Below are 15361 nucleotides of genomic sequence, written 5' to 3' on the forward strand. Positions count from 1 at the left end.
TATTATTTAACTATTCTGAAGACGTTTGATCCTGTGTTTCAACAGACATCGCATATATACGCGGTAAATAGAACTTTGGCGATACACCCAGCATGCGGCGAAACATTGTCGTAAAGGCTGAAACGCTGTCATATCCAAGATCAAGCGCAATGCTTGTGACGGCTTCCCCTTCCGTCAGACGCGGAACCGCCGCAAAAAGACAAGCCTGCTGACGCCATACAGACAGGCTGACACCTGTCTCACGCTGGAAATGGCGCGTGAAAGAACGTCTGCTCATGGCCATTTTTTCCGCCCAGTCATCAATTGTCGCACGCGCCAAAGGTGCTTTTAAAAATTGGCGGCAAAGATGTTGCAATCGGGAATCTGTGGGAAAAGGCAAGCCAAGGGGCCGTTTGGGTAATTTATGCAGATCTCTGAGGATGAGTTCGATCACCAGCGCATCTCTGCTTCCCGGATCAGGAATACGATCAACCGATGTTGCATCAATGATCAGACAACGCATCAGATCGCTCAAACCGACCACATGCAGATAATCAGGCACACCTGAAATAGCATCAACTGCCACATAGATTGATCGCATGAATACATCGCCAACAATCTCGACAGAGTGCTTTACGCCCGCCGGAATCCACATCGCATGGTCGCCGGGAATCATCCAGCGTCCAGCATCCGTGGTGACAAGAACAACGCCTTGTGAGGCACACAATAATTGTGCACGGCTGTGGCTGTGTTTTGGGACGAAATAACCATCGGGATATTTGGTCGGCAGGGCAATGAGCGGACCGTCAAGCTGTTCCAGCATGTCAATGCGCTGTTCATGAAACCTTTGCAGGTCTTCATTTCCCGGTAACAACAGCTCTGATGATGATTTCAACTTCATCTTCTTTGGCCCACTCTCGAAGGTAATGGACCAAATCACGAAAGCAGGCGCGAAACAATATGATTATGAAATGGACAGGTTAGAAATATTTGAAAACATCCGGTTGGGGCGAATATTTAATCAGCATAATGTCTGGGAAACCGCCCTAATGATTTCTTCGGAGTAGAACTATGAGCACGAGTGCTGCCGAACAGCCATCAAACACTGTAGGGAACGATGCGGCGAACAATACAGTTTTAGCAATTATCATGGCCACAAGCATGGCCCATTTTCTCAACGATATGATGCAATCGCTGCTTCCTGCGATCTATCCGATGTTGAAAGACAATTACAACCTAACATTCTGGCAGATTGGCTTGCTTACATTCACCTTCCAGATCACTGCTTCGATCTTACAGCCTGTTGTCGGTATCTATACAGATCGACGTCCGATGCCTTACTCGCTGCCCTTTGGCATGGGATGCACTTTTGTTGGTCTTATCCTGCTTGCAACAGCGCATCATTATTCATTCCTGCTGTTGGGGGCGGCCTTCATCGGCTTCGGCTCATCAGTATTTCATCCGGAAGCTGCACGTGTGGCACGTCTGGCCTCAGGCGGTCGCCATGGTTTTGCACAATCGGTGTTTCAGGTTGGGGGTAATTTCGGATCGGCTATCGGGCCGTTGCTTGCAGCTTTCATTGTCCTGCCATTCGGTCAGGCCAGTGTTTCATGGTTTTCGATTGCCGCTCTTATTGGTATGGCGCTGCTATGGTATGTCGGCAACTGGTACAACCAGCACAATATTGCAAACAGGAGCAAGCCGAAGGCCGATAAAACCCTGTTGCTGCCACGCAAGACTGTTATCATTTCGATCTCGGTACTCGCCGTGCTGATCTTTACCAAATATGTCTATATGGCCAGTCTCACAAGCTATTACACCTTTTATACCATCAGCCATTTCGGCGTGAGCGTTCAGGCCTCACAATTGCTGCTGTTCCTGTTTCTTGGCGCTGTTGCCGCAGGCACGATTATTGGTGGTCCTATCGGTGACAAGATCGGTACACGCACGGTAATCTGGGTATCAATCCTCGGTATTGTGCCTTTCACTCTGGCTTTGCCTTATGCAAATCTTGAAATAACTGCCATTCTGACCGTGATTATCGGTTTCGTGCTGGCTTCTGCTTTCCCGGCAATCATCGTTTTTGCGCAGGAACTGCTGCCCGGACGCGTCGGCATGGTCTCAGGATTATTCTTCGGACTGGCGTTTGGCGTTGCCGGTATCGCGGCAGCACTGCTCGGAATCATTGCAGATCGTACGAGTATCGAATTCGTCTATAAAATCTGCTCATATCTTCCGCTTCTGGGCCTTCTGACAATCTTCTTGCCGAAAATGCACAAGGCTCAATAATAAAAGCGGAGCACCGCTCATCCCCCAACAAGCGGTGCTCCTAAGCCACTGACCTTCTGACGGCCCGGTACAGCGGCAGCTCTGAAATAGAGGAAACAACTCTATTTCTTTGTTATTCGCATGTTGCGACAAGCTCATCTGCAACATGCGTGAATTCCTTCTCACACAGCGAAGCTGAAGCCGTGCATCGTTTCCTTGCGAAACTCATCAAATGTTGCAGCAACCAGCCGGATCAGTGGTTTGCCTTCCTGCGTTGCAGTGATTACACCGTCGCGCACTTCTACCAGCCCATCTGCAACCAGCGGGCGAAGCAGCGCAAGCTCATCAGCAAATTCAACGCCCGGTGCCGCCATATTAAGATCAACGCGGAAATTACACATAAGCGCCGTAATGATTCCGGCACGCAGACGATCGCTGTCCCGCATTATATAGCCACGCACTGTTGCAAAGCCCCCCGCCCCAACACGCTTGCTATATTGCCCTATGTCAGAAATATTCTGCGTATATCCGCCCGGAAATTGCGAAATGGACGAAGGGCCAAAACCAATCAATATATTGCAGCGATCTGTCGTATAACCCTGAAAATTGCGGTGCAATGTGCCATTTTCAGCCGCAATTGCCAGCGCATCTTCCGGCAATGCGAAATGATCGATACCAACGGGCTGATAACCGTAACTGACAAAGCTTTGAGCAACAGCGCTTGATTGTGCAAAGCGTTCATCTGCATCCGGCAGAGTGCTTTCATCGATCAAACGCTGATTTGCTCGGCGCTGTGGCAAATGCGCATAGCCAAAACAGGCAATGCGATCCGGTTTCATCTCCATAACCCGTGCACAGGTTTCACGCAGACTGCTTACTGTCTGATGTGGCAAGCCGTAAATCAGATCAAAATTGAGCTTGTTAATACCCACTTCACGCAAGAGCGCCACAGAGCGGGCAACAGTTTCAATAGGTTGAAGACGACCAATAGCCTTCTGCACTTCAGAATTAATATCCTGCACGCCCAAGCTTGCACGATTGACCCCGATCAAGGCCAGAGTCTTTGCCAGAACCGGATTGACCGTGCGTGGATCAAGCTCAATCGCATGTTCCATATCCGGATGGAAATCAAACGCCAGCGCAAGTGCTGCCATGATCCGTCTGAACTGCGTTGCGTGCAGGATAGAAGGGGTGCCCCCGCCCCAATGTAAGTGCACGACTTGCGGACGAGCCGTCAGACTTGCACTTACAGTTTCAATCTCGCTCAAAAGAGCAATTACGAAATTCTCGATCACATCCTCGCGGATGGCCATTTTTGAATGACAACCACAATAGTGGCAGATCTCTTTGCAATATGGCACATGGATATAAAGCGAAACGCCTTCTTCCGGGCCAATCTGGCGTAACCAGCGTTTTGTATTGTCAGCATTGCAGGGTGTAAAATCTGCAGCAGTCGGAAATGAAGTATAGCGCGGAACGGCCAATGCCGCATAACGTCTTATCGTATCTTCATGCATGGCGACTGAACTCCCCGCCCCTGACGATCTGGCAAGAGTTTTTCACTTTTACGCATACTGGACGAAGACGGACATTCCGCTGGACAAACAGACATGATGCGACAAGGAAGCCCACATGCATGACAGCCGATATTATAATTGCCAGCCACAACGACACCTGCTCACCTCGTTATCATCAGGCAGCTTTCCAATAAACCACCTCAACTCGCACGATCAGATGTAGAGTGTATTCCAGCTACATTCATTGATTTGAATCAACGCAACTGAGACAATAAAATTGTGATCAGATATTTTCGGGATCCATGCCGGCAACAGATGCCAGCGAACGGCGAGAAACTATCTCAACTGTATTCGCATCAAGTAACTGAATGAGCCCCTGGGTTTTCAGCTTGGTGAAACTACGGCTGACTGTTTCAATCGTCAGACCAAGATAATCAGCAATATCGGTACGGTTCATCAACAGATGAACGCGATTGCCCTTGCCACCGCGTTTTTCAGTCCGCGCGGCCAGAACGAGAAGAAAGCTGGCAAGCTTTTCCACCGGTGCCAGACGGCCAAGAACAAGCTGATTATCACGCGCCGTCCGCAATGCTTCCCGCGTCATCTGATAAAGGCGCTCTTTCAATTTCGGGAACTTCTCCATCAGTTCATCCATTTCCTTTGTCGAAAATGCACACAGAACAGACGGAATAACGGCTTCTGCAGATTGCGAGTAAACATCATCATCTGCCAGACCGAGATAATCACCCGGCACAAGAAAACCTGCGATCTGCCGACGACCGTCCGGCAGAGATGTATAAATACGAAGCATACCGGAGGTGAGACTAAAAACCCGGCGTTTGTGATCACCCTCTTCAACCAGCATTTCATTGGCGTCGAGTTTTTTGGACGTCATGATGGCTTCAAGCGCCCCAAGATCACCGTCATCAAGAGCAGAGCAGACGGCCATATGGCGGACATCACAGTCAACGCACACACCACATGGCGCCCGATAAGGGGATTTTGGGTCAAAAATCAGAGGGGCGACGGCCACAATAAATTCCTAAAAAGGGGGATGAGCATAGATATGCTCTTCCTCCTAAATTAAGGGGAACAAATGAATACCGCAAAGCGCAATTTCGACGCAGGGTAGTAAAAGCATTCTGCCAAAGCTGCATTAGGGTCAGGACCCTAGTATAGAAAGCGCTTATATATTGCGGCTACCGGGCTTAATTGCTGGAATGGCAGCCAATTCTTCCGGCAAATTATCCGGCGAATAAGCAGGCACTTCATATTCAGCAAGCGCAATAAGCTTTGTTCCGACATCAGCCTTGCCAGCCGATCGATCAACGATACAGGCTGCGGCAACCACTTCAATGCCGATATCTTTCATGCAATCGATGGTTTCGCGAATCGACAGGCCCGTTGTGACAATGTCTTCCACGATGACGACCCGTGCACCTTCAGGCACATCGAAACGGCGCAACCGGAATGTGCCATTTTCACGTTCAACCCAGACCGATGGCACACCAAGATGACGCGAGGTTTCATAGGAAGGTATGAGACCACCAATCGCCGGGCCAACCACATAATCGATCTGCCCAAGACCGGCCTGTCTGATTTTTTCTGCCAATGCCTTGCAGAGTTTTTCCGTCTTGTCAGCATGCATGAAAACACGTGCTTTTTGCAAAAAAACCGGGCTGCGAAGGCCGGAAGTCAGAATAAAATGGCCTTCAAGAATGGCTCCCGCTTCGCGAAAAACCGCAAGGACGTCTTCTGTTTTCATTTTTTTATCCGTTTACACGCGTAGCACCGCTGACGCTCGTGCTTTCTTTCAATTGAGAAATGATGCGATTGAGATGTTTGAGATCCCAGACTTCAACATCAATGATCATTTCGGTAAAATCGGGCGCCGTGCGCACCATCGACAGATTGTGAATATTGGCATCATTTGCAGCAGCTATCTGCGCGATTTCAGCAAGGGAACCCGGCGAATTGATCGCTGATACGCTGATACGGGCAGGAAAGCGTTCATGCATTCCTTCATCTATATCCCAGCGCACATCAATCCAGCGTTCCGGCTGATCATCATAGGCTGTCAATGCGGGAGACTGAATCGGATAGATCGTAATGCCGGCACCGGGTTGAAGAATACCGACAATACGATCCCCCGGCACAGCACCTTCAGGTGCAAAGCGCACTGGCAGATCAGGGTTTGTACCCCGGATCGGCACAGCTTTACGCTTTGGCTTCTTGCCCTCTGCTTGCGGTTCCTGCGCGGCTTCAGACCCTTCAGGCACCTTGAAAATCATTCCGGCTGCATTCTGAATATTAAACCAGCCTTTTTCACCCGTTTTTGCCGGATTGCTCTGCGTTGTGACGCGCGTATCCTGATAATCAGGATAGACCGCCTTCACAACATCACTTGATGGCAGTTCGCCGCGACCGACTGCCGCCAGAACATCTTCAACCTCTTTACGAGCCAGACGTGGCAGACCGGGTTTAAGAATATCCTTGCTGAAAGCTTTACCGGCCCGCTCAAAAGCCCGCTCCAGAATACGCATGCCAAGACCGGAATATTGCTTTCTCACCGCCGAGCGCGTTGCACGACGGATCGCCGCACGTGCTTTACCCGTCGCAACGAGAGATTCCCATGCGGCTGGTGGCACCTGCGCCTTTGAGCGAATAATATCGACTTCATCGCCATTTTTAAGCTCTGTCATCAAAGGCATGATGCGGCCATTCACCTTTGCACCCACACAACTGTCACCAATATCGGTGTGTACGGCATAGGCAAAATCAATAGGTGTTGCACCGCGCGGCAAAGCAATAAGCCTGCCCTTCGGCGTAAAACAAAAGACCTGATCCTGAAACAGTTCCAGCTTGGTATGTTCCAGAAACTCTTCAGGATTATCGCCTTCGGAAAGCTGCTCAATCGTCTGGCGCAGCCATGCATAGGCATTGGTTTCTGTTGATATCTGATGCGGATTGCTGGCGCTGCCACGATCCTTGTAAATTGAATGGGCAGCAACACCAAATTCTGCAATTTCATCCATCATGCGGGTGCGTATTTGCAATTCGATACGCTGACGGGACGGACCAATGATCGTGGTGTGCAAAGAACGATAATCATTCTGCTTGGGCGTGGAAATATAATCCTTGAACCGCCCGGGAACCATGGACCATGTGGTATGGATCAAGCCCAGTGCGCGATAGCAATCCTGCGTGGTTTCCACCATAACGCGGAATCCAAAAATATCGGACAATTGTTCAAACGACAGCCCTTTGGTTTCCATCTTGCGGAAGACAGACCATGGTTTTTTCTGCCGGCTTTTAACGCTCGCCTTGATACCGTTCTTCTGAAAAATTTCAGACAGGTCTTCTTCGATCTTCTGCAAAAGCCCGCGATTCTTCTCGAGAATCTCTGCCAGCCTGTCAGTTACAGCACGCCATGCATCCGGGTTGATGTAGCGGAAAGCAAGCTCTTCAAGTTCTTCGCGCGTGTCCTGCATACCCATGCGGCCAGCAAGCGGCGCATAAATATCCATGGTTTCTTCAGCAATGCGCAGACGTTTGTCTTCGCGCATCACGCCAAGGGTTCGCATATTATGCAAACGATCTGCAAGCTTCACCAGAAGAACGCGCACGTCTTCCGAAATGGCAAGCAAAAGCTTGCGCAGATTTTCAGCCTGCACTGCCTTCTTGGAAACAAGATCAAGTTTCTTCAGCTTGGTCAGGCCTTCAACAAGCTTGCCGATCTCCGGGCCAAAAAGCTGATCGATTTCCTGCCGCGTGGCAGTGGTGTCTTCAATCGTATCGTGCAGAAGCGCAATCGCAATGGTCGCTTCATCCAGATGCATGTCTGTCAGGATGGCAGCAACTTCAAGTGGATGAGAAAAATAAGGATCCCCGGATGCTCGCTTCTGGCTACCATGTTTCTGCATCGCATAAACATATGCCTTGTTGAGAAGCGCCTCATTCACGTCTGGCTTGTAACGCTGCACACGCTCTACAAGCTCATATTGGCGCATCATCTACCGAAACTCCTCAAACAATATACCGAAACAACAGACATCCCGGCCAGATGTATAGAAAATAGATTATTTTGCGACTTTCTGAACCTGCTTTCTGCAAACAGGCTTAATTTCGTGATTAAATCCCGATCAAAAGCCAATAAGTGTGGCTGTTGGAGCACGTTTCGATCTGATTGAATCAGATCGGCGCTCTAACTCCATTTATTTGAAACATAATCTTATCGATCCTCGTTGAACGAAGATCGGATCATGCTCTAAAAAACACTTTTAAATGCCAGGCAGATAAAAATATGCGCTACAGCCTTGCCAGACTGCAGCGCATACAAATTACAATCATCAGGATGATGATCAGAAATCGTCGCTTTTCTCAGGTGCAACAAGACCTTCGATACCAGCAAGAAGCTCTTCTTCCGACATACGGTCGAAAGTTACGATGTCATCTTCTCCAGCTTCAGCGATACCTTCAACCAGTGCTTCAGAAGCATCAGCGATCAGAACAGGAGCCGCAGCTTCCGGTTCGTCAACCTCAACATGCTTTTGCAGCGAATGAATGAGATCTTCTTTCAAATCATCCGGCGACAGTGTTTCATCTGCGATTTCGCGAAGCGCAACAACCGGGTTCTTGTCATTGTCACGATCAATCGTGATCTGAGCACCCTGGGAGATCTGACGCGCACGGTGACCGGCCAGAAGAACCAGTTCAAAACGGTTCTCGACCTTATCTACGCAGTCCTCAACGGTGACGCGGGCCATAGGCGGTCCCTTTCATCTCTTAAAACTATAACAGAATTTTTACTAACTGAACTTTTCTTGGACATAACGCTTGTGCGCTAAAATTTCAAGCAAAAGCGCAAACAGCTATATGCACGTCCACGATATCCAGAAAAATCATCGATTTTTCATGAATCTGCCTGACAAATACACGCCATGCCTCAATTTGAAACAATAGATCGCAAAGGATTCATGATTGCTGCAATAAAATAACCCCAATAGGTAATTAAGAATGTTCAAACAACAACCTTAGGTTGCTTGTTTTTCTATAATATCTCCTTAGAACACAAATAAATGTCATTTGTAAAAATGAATACCCCCGCCGTTTAAGAAACAAATCTGAATACGCGGTCGCAGGCCCACTCCCTAACGACCGCAGAGTGGATATATTGCACGATGTTCGATTCTCGTGAAAAAATTGCGCTTTTTATTGACGGCGCAAACTTATATGCAGCTTCAAAAACTCTCGGTTTTGACATTGATTACCGGAAACTTCTGAAAGCTTTCCAGAAACGCGGCTACTTGCTGCGTGCCTATTATTATACGGCTCTGGTTGAGGATCAGGAATATTCGTCCATTCGCCCACTGATCGATTGGCTTGATTATAACGGTTACAAGGTCGTTACCAAGGCTGCAAAAGAATTTACTGATTCAACCGGCCGCCGTAAGGTAAAGGGCAATATGGACATCGAACTGACCGTCGATGCCATGCAGCTCACAGAAACTGTCGATCATTTTGTGATCTTCTCAGGCGATGGTGATTTCCGCTCTCTGGTCGAGGCACTGCAGCGCAGAGGCCGTAAAGTTTCCGTTATATCAACGCTGACCACACAGCCTGCAATGATTTCGGATAAGCTGCGTCGTCAAGCTGACCACTTTATCGATCTGGTCTCTTTGAAAACAGAAATTGGCCGCGACCCTTCCGAGCGTCCGCAGCAAATACGCCGTCAGGATGACGATCTCGACGACGACTATTGACGACATTCATTGTACAGTTCATGCAAGGTCATGATTTCAGAACCCTCTCCAAACTGTACAATCTGTCCCAGACTTCATGCTTTTCTTGAAGAGTGGCGGCGCAAAGAGCCTGAATGGCATAATGCGCCGGTTTCACCGTTTCTTCCTGCTCATGATGATGATGTTCAGCTTCTGATCGTGGGTCTTGCGCCCGGATTGCGCGGCGCCAACCGGACCGGCCGGCCTTTTACCGGCGATTATGCAGGTGAACTTCTTTACAGCACATTATGCGAATTCGGTTTTGCATCCGGCCATTTTGAAGCCAGACCAGATGACAGCCTGAAACTCGTGGACGCGGGTATCGTCAATGCGGTGCGCTGCGTACCGCCTGAAAACAAGCCCGTGGGCAGTGAAATCAACAATTGCCGCCAGTTTTTCAGCCCCCTGCTCACGCATTTTAAAAACCTGCATGCTGTTGTCACACTCGGCACAATCGCGCATCAATCCACGGTGCGGGCTATGGGGGCAGCTGTCTCGCGCCATCCTTTCGGGCATGGCAGAGAGACGGACATTGGTGGCCTGCGTATATTCTCAAGCTATCATTGCTCGCGATATAACACCAATACGGGCAAGCTGACCGATCCGATGTTTCGGGATGTTTTCAGAAATGTACGTAGCTATCTGAATAAAAAAAGCGCCTGAAGGCGCTTTTTATCTGTAAATGATCCACATCAGCCGCGATCGCGCAACAAACGTGATTTTTCCCGATTCCAGTCGCGTTGCTTTTCAGTCTCGCGCTTGTCGTGATTCTTCTTGCCGCGTGCAACTCCGATTTCAAGTTTCGCGCGACCGCGATCATTAAAATAAAGCTTCAGCGGAACAACCGTCATGCCTTCGCGTGAGATCGAATTAAAAATTCGCGCCATCTCGCGACGGCTTATCAAAAGCTTACGCAGACGCCGCGGCTCATGGTTAAACCGATTTCCTTGCGTATATTCCGGGATATAGGAATTGATCAGCCAGAACTCGCCATTTTCAAAGCTCGCATAGCTTTCGGCAATGTTAGCCTGATTGGCACGCAAGGATTTAACCTCGGTACCGGTCAGAACCAGACCAGCTTCGAGTGTATCGGTAATTTCAAAATTATAGCGCGCCTTACGGTTTTCAGCGACCATCTTGCGTGCAGGTGAATTTTTCGACTTGTTCATAATGGCACCATATAATGCTCATTGCCGGAAATGAAAACGCTCTCGAACAAGCGAGAGCGTAAAAATCAATGAACCAAGCAAGAATGTCAGCTTTAATTAACGAGGCCAGCATGTTTCATGGCCAGGTCGATCTTTTCAGCCGTAGCTGGCTCAATTGTCACCATCGGTGAACGCAGAACATTTTCAATGCGGCCAAGGCGCGACAGAGCATATTTGGGACCTGACGGGTTCGGCTCAATAAACAAAGCCTTATGCAACGGCATCAACCGGTCCTGTAATTCCAGCGCCTTTGCATAATCACCTGACTGACAGGCATTCTGAAATTCTGCACAAAGACGTGGTGCTATATTTGATGTCACAGAGATACAGCCCACACCGCCATGCGCATTGAAACCAAGTGCAGTCGCATCTTCGCCAGACAGTTGAATGAAATCAGTGCCGCAGGTCAAGCGCTGTTCAGACACGCGCTCAATCTTGCCTGTCGCGTCCTTTACCCCGATAATATTCTTGTGATCACGCGCAAGTGTGCCCATGGTTTCCGGCGTCATATCAATAATTGAACGACCGGGAATATTGTAGATCACAAGCGGAACAGAGATCGAGCGTGCCACACGCGAAAAATGCTCATAAAGGCCGCGCTGGTTTGGCTTGTTGTAATAAGGCGTCACGACCAGAACGGCATCAGCGCCGGCCTTTTCAGCGTGCTGGGCAAGCTCGATCGCTTCAACCGTGTTGTTGGATCCTGCTCCCGCAATAACTGGCACACGCCCGGCAGCAACCTCGATACATACTTCGATAACGCGCTTGTGCTCATCATGAGAAAGCGTAGGCGTTTCACCTGTCGTACCGACAGGAACAAGACCTTTTGTGCCTTCTTCGATCTGCCAGTTCACGAAGTCACGAAAGGCTTTCTCGTCGAACGCTCCTTCACTATCGAATGGCGTGACAAGTGCGGTAATCGAGCCTTTCAGCATCAGTGAACTCCTGAAAAATAGAGACGGTCCTCACAGTATAATCCCGGCATAAAATAAACCAGAATGCCGTAAGGCGTTGCACCATAGTCTCGGAGTTGAAATCCGGCAAGCGGGGGAGCCGCGCAAATCTGCATTCAAATGACAGTTTTACGTAAAAATCTGTCACTCCCCTTTCATTTGACGGCTACATCTTACTGCTATCGCAAAAGAAACAGGTCTATATGAGAACTAGGGTCAGGACCCATTAATTTGATGAGAATGGCATCTGAAATGACCAGATATGCAAGGAGAGACGTGAGGACCGGGGTAGTTCCCCCGGTTGAGCGGCTCGACGCAGCAGATCGCCAAGTCATTTCGATGTCCGAAGGATGTGGCCCATCCGCCCGGCCTACTTCGTCGAAAAGTCTTGAAAATGAACCACATTTCCTACGCCTTTCCTTCTCGTATCCGAACGGATAGCCTCACACCATTCTCGTCAAATTAATGGGTCCTGCCCCTAACGCAAGAAAAGAAGCTATAACTCTTTATTAACCAAAGCTTCATGTATCGCGCTCATAGTTTTAATGAGGATATACTCCCTGACAAGCAGGCTTAGAAAAGCCTGATTTCAACACTATTTTGACCATGCTCAGGCACTGTTTCTCGTTGATTATATATAAGAAAATATAGGTATGTCATTGAAGCAAAGACATTGCTTTTCAAGCGGAATGATTATCGCTGGCTCGCTTCTTGCGGGTCAGTTGGGGGCAGCTTATGCTCAATCTTCCTTGCCAGCCGATATACCCACACCGCTTGCGCGTCCATTTGCACCGGCAATGGCGCATGAATCTCCTATAAATCTTGTCACCCCCAAAGCGCGGCCCGCCGCACCGGATCCTGTCATCACCTCCTCATTCAGCCGTGTTGAAAATCCAGCTGCAATCAGCGGCACCTTAAAAAGCGGTCTTGATACGCTTTATTCACGCGATGTTGCTGGCGCGATTGCCTATCGCAACGGCATGGCAAAAGGCTCTCTTGATCGTCAAATTCTGACCTGGTCCATTGCGACATCAGGTATGAATGGCGTAGCAAGTGCCGAAATAACAGCAGCGATCTCAGAATTACCGGGCTGGCCGGGTATGGGTGCTTTGCGTCGCAATTCGGAACGTGCGCTTTTCAAGGAAAATGCACCGGCATCAACGATCATAACCACCTTTGGCAATACACGCCCTCAGACCACGGAGGGGATGATTGCACTTGCCCGCGCCTATATGGAAAATGGCGACAAGACAAAAGCACACCAGCTTCTGGCGCCCTGGTGGGCTACGCAACGTCTTTCTAATGAAGATGAGACAAAGGTTCTTAAAGAATTTTCGGGCGTTCTCACCCGCGACGATCATCAGCGCCGTCTTTTGCGTTCGCTTTACAATGATCGTTTGCAATCGGCGAAACTTCTGTCAGGCCCGGCACAGGCACAATCACTTTATAACGCCTTTGCCGCACTCGCTCAGAAATCGCCTGACACTGCCAAGGCTATCGCAAATGTAGATAAGTCATGGCATGCAAGCCCAATCTATACATTCTTGCAGATACGCTATCTGCGTCGTGCGGATCGTTTCGATGACGCGACTGCCTTGATGCTAAAGGCGCCTAAAGATGCCAAATCTCTGATCGATCCCGATGCCTGGTGGGTTGAACGGCGTATTTTATCGCGAGAACTTCTCGATATAAACAAACCGCAACTCGCATACAGGCTTGTGGCAGCCCATGCAGCAGAATCGCCAACAATGGCCGCGGAAGCAGAATTCCATGCTGGTTGGTACGCATTGCGCGCACTCAAACAACCAAAGCTGGCAGCGCCACATTTTGCAAAGATTGCGGAGATTTCCTCCCGCCCGATTTCTGCCTCGCGTGCCTATTACTGGCTGGGGCGTGCTGCCGAAGCGGGTGCTGGTGGCAATGCAAAGGACTATTATCGGCGTTCTGCACATTTCGGAACCACTTTTTACGGACAGCTTTCCGCTGCAACGCTGAAAGAAAAAACACCGGAGCTGGCTTATCCAAAGCCGTCCGATGCAGAACGTATACGTTTTTCAGGCCGCCCCGCTGTGCAGGCAATCAGACGTCTTGAACAGATTGGCTATGGCAACCGTGCAACCGCGCTTTACACACAGCTGTCACAAGAGCTGAACAGTGTTGGAGAGCTGGCCCTGCTTGCCGTGATGGCAGAAAAGAACGAAAATCATTATCTCGCATTGCGTGTTGGAAAAAATGCTGCATTTCGCGGCCTCGATGTCGGTGCGCTATCGCATCCTGTTGGTGCGATTCCGGCACATGCCAATATCAGCGGCTCTGGCAAAGCGCTCGCCTATGCAATTGCGCGTCAGGAAAGCGAATTCAATGTCGGGGCGGTCTCCAAAGCAGGTGCACGTGGCTTGCTGCAATTGATGCCGGCAACAGCTAAAAGCGTTGCAACACGCAATGGCATGGCTTTCTCGGCACAAAAACTAACCAGTGATGCCGCCTATAATGCTACGCTTGGCGCGCATTTTCTGGGCGAACAGCTTGACCGGTTCAACGGCTCTTATGTGCTTACTTTCGCCGGTTATAATGCCGGTCCGCGTCGTGCATCGGAATGGATCGAACGCTATGGTGATCCACGCGGCAAGTCGATTGAAGAGGTTGTCGACTGGATCGAACGCATCCCCTATTCTGAAACGCGCAATTATGTGCAACGTGTGATGGAAAATTACGAAGTATATAAGGCCCGGCTTACAGGCAGCGCTGATATTCGATCTGACCTCATTTATGGCAGACGATAAAACAGGCTTGCAGTTTTTCCTGTACTGATCACAGCCTTGTGGCTTAAGCCTGCTTTTTCTTTGAGCGCACCGGTGTTTTGGTTTTTACTTCAGCCTTTTTAGGCTTTGCAGGACGCTTGCTTGTGCGCTTGATTGAGCGCTTGGCAGTCTTGCTAGATACTATTTCGGCAAGTTTTCCAGCCTGCCCTATCCAGTCTTCCCGTGTCACACGGCCGGCAAAGCCGATATGGCGCTCAATCCATCCAGCCTCATCGAGGCTCCATTGCGCTATTTGTGCATAATGAAAAATTCCAAGCTTGCGCAGCTCGCTTTCAATTGCTTTACCAATGCCGTTAATTGCAGTCAGATCGTCCGGTTTGCCACGTAATGGAGCATCGAGTAACTCCGGCTTATCAGCTTCAACAACAGCAATAACCTCTTCACCTGCAATTTCTTCAGGCACTTCCGCAAAGACCGCGGGTTCAGCTTTTTTCTCTTCGGATAAAGCCTCTTCAGCTGTTTCAACAGCAGGTTCAGCCTGCTTTACCTGCGGTTCTTCAACCACAATTTTCTTAGGCAATGCGACTGGTTCTGGCTTTTCATCTGCCGCTGGCGATGAAAGAGCAGCCGCGACCACAACATCTTCCCGGATTTTGTCAGCAGATTTCCTGCCTTTAAGAAGGCGACCCAGAATGCAGCCAATTACAAAAGCAACGGCAATTAAAATAGCCAATTGAACAATCAACATCGGCATTGAGGATTCCTCTTATTCCATGCATCTGCGCGTGGTGCCAACCACAAAGATCGATAAAACACTGCGTGATTTACCCAACGGACTCTTACCTGGAAGCCGTCAGCCACCCCACTGCCACACCAATCACACCCGACAGAAGA

The 15361-nt window shown here is 49.4% G+C and carries 13 protein-coding genes; 4 read left to right on the forward strand and 9 right to left on the reverse strand.

What is annotated here, in order from left to right; all coding sequences use genetic code 11:
* Positions 1-10: 10 nt before the first annotated feature.
* Positions 11-880, reverse strand: coding sequence for an AraC family transcriptional regulator (locus FHY56_RS04925; protein ID WP_140904070.1), 870 nt, complete (start codon positions 878-880; stop codon positions 11-13).
* A 170-nt stretch (positions 881-1050) separates the two neighbouring features.
* Here FHY56_RS04925 and FHY56_RS04930 point away from each other — a divergent pair, with 170 nt between their 5' ends.
* The gene (locus FHY56_RS04930) at positions 1051-2268 is read left to right on the forward strand and encodes an MFS transporter (RefSeq protein ID WP_140904071.1); all 1218 of its coding nucleotides are present in this window, start codon (positions 1051-1053) and stop codon (positions 2266-2268) included.
* Between the two features lie 161 nt (positions 2269-2429).
* Here FHY56_RS04930 and hemN read toward each other — a convergent pair whose 3' ends face one another.
* The 5 genes from hemN to rpoZ all read right to left on the reverse strand — a co-directional run bounded on the left by hemN (position 2430) and on the right by rpoZ (position 8530).
* Complete coding sequence (gene hemN / locus FHY56_RS04935) at positions 2430-3764, reverse strand: oxygen-independent coproporphyrinogen III oxidase (RefSeq protein WP_140904072.1); 1335 nt, start codon at positions 3762-3764, stop codon at positions 2430-2432.
* 283 nt (positions 3765-4047) lie between these two features.
* Positions 4048-4713 (reverse strand): helix-turn-helix domain-containing protein, encoded by a 666-nt coding sequence (locus FHY56_RS04940; protein ID WP_235889426.1) that lies wholly within the window; start codon positions 4711-4713, stop codon positions 4048-4050.
* 237 nt (positions 4714-4950) lie between these two features.
* Entirely contained in the window at positions 4951-5529 is a 579-nt protein-coding gene (gene pyrE, locus FHY56_RS04945) for an orotate phosphoribosyltransferase (RefSeq protein WP_140904074.1), read from the reverse strand.
* A gap of 4 nt (positions 5530-5533) precedes the next feature.
* On the reverse strand, positions 5534-7777 hold the full coding sequence (locus FHY56_RS04950; protein ID WP_140904075.1) for a RelA/SpoT family protein: 2244 nt from the start codon (positions 7775-7777) through the stop codon (positions 5534-5536).
* 348 nt (positions 7778-8125) lie between these two features.
* Positions 8126-8530, reverse strand: coding sequence for a DNA-directed RNA polymerase subunit omega (rpoZ, locus tag FHY56_RS04955; RefSeq protein ID WP_140904076.1), 405 nt, complete (start codon positions 8528-8530; stop codon positions 8126-8128).
* Positions 8531-8944: 414 nt separating this feature from the next.
* Between rpoZ and FHY56_RS04960 the strand changes: the two genes are divergently transcribed.
* Together FHY56_RS04960 and FHY56_RS04965 are read left to right on the forward strand one after the other, a co-directional pair.
* Positions 8945-9526: a LabA-like NYN domain-containing protein gene (locus tag FHY56_RS04960; protein ID WP_140904077.1), complete on the forward strand. Its 582-nt coding sequence runs from the start codon at positions 8945-8947 to the stop codon at positions 9524-9526.
* 30 nt (positions 9527-9556) lie between these two features.
* On the forward strand, positions 9557-10207 hold the full coding sequence (locus FHY56_RS04965) for a uracil-DNA glycosylase (protein ID WP_140904078.1): 651 nt from the start codon (positions 9557-9559) through the stop codon (positions 10205-10207).
* A 29-nt stretch (positions 10208-10236) separates the two neighbouring features.
* Here the strand turns inward: FHY56_RS04965 and smpB are convergent, their stop codons facing one another.
* Both smpB and dapA read right to left on the reverse strand, forming a co-directional pair.
* On the reverse strand, positions 10237-10713 hold the full coding sequence (gene smpB / locus FHY56_RS04970) for an SsrA-binding protein SmpB (protein ID WP_140904079.1): 477 nt from the start codon (positions 10711-10713) through the stop codon (positions 10237-10239).
* A 92-nt stretch (positions 10714-10805) separates the two neighbouring features.
* The gene (gene dapA / locus FHY56_RS04975; RefSeq protein ID WP_140904080.1) at positions 10806-11687 is read right to left on the reverse strand and encodes a 4-hydroxy-tetrahydrodipicolinate synthase; all 882 of its coding nucleotides are present in this window, start codon (positions 11685-11687) and stop codon (positions 10806-10808) included.
* A 707-nt stretch (positions 11688-12394) separates the two neighbouring features.
* Here dapA and FHY56_RS04980 point away from each other — a divergent pair.
* Positions 12395-14488 (forward strand): lytic transglycosylase domain-containing protein, encoded by a 2094-nt coding sequence (locus tag FHY56_RS04980; protein WP_140904357.1) that lies wholly within the window; start codon positions 12395-12397, stop codon positions 14486-14488.
* Positions 14489-14531: 43 nt separating this feature from the next.
* Here the strand turns inward: FHY56_RS04980 and FHY56_RS04985 are convergent, their stop codons facing one another.
* Positions 14532-15221, reverse strand: coding sequence for an endonuclease (locus FHY56_RS04985; RefSeq protein WP_140904081.1), 690 nt, complete (start codon positions 15219-15221; stop codon positions 14532-14534).
* Between the last annotated feature and the right edge of the window lie 140 nt (positions 15222-15361).

The sequence above is a fragment of the Brucella gallinifaecis genome (genome assembly GCF_006476605.1).
GTDB lineage: Bacteria > Pseudomonadota > Alphaproteobacteria > Rhizobiales > Rhizobiaceae > Brucella > Brucella gallinifaecis.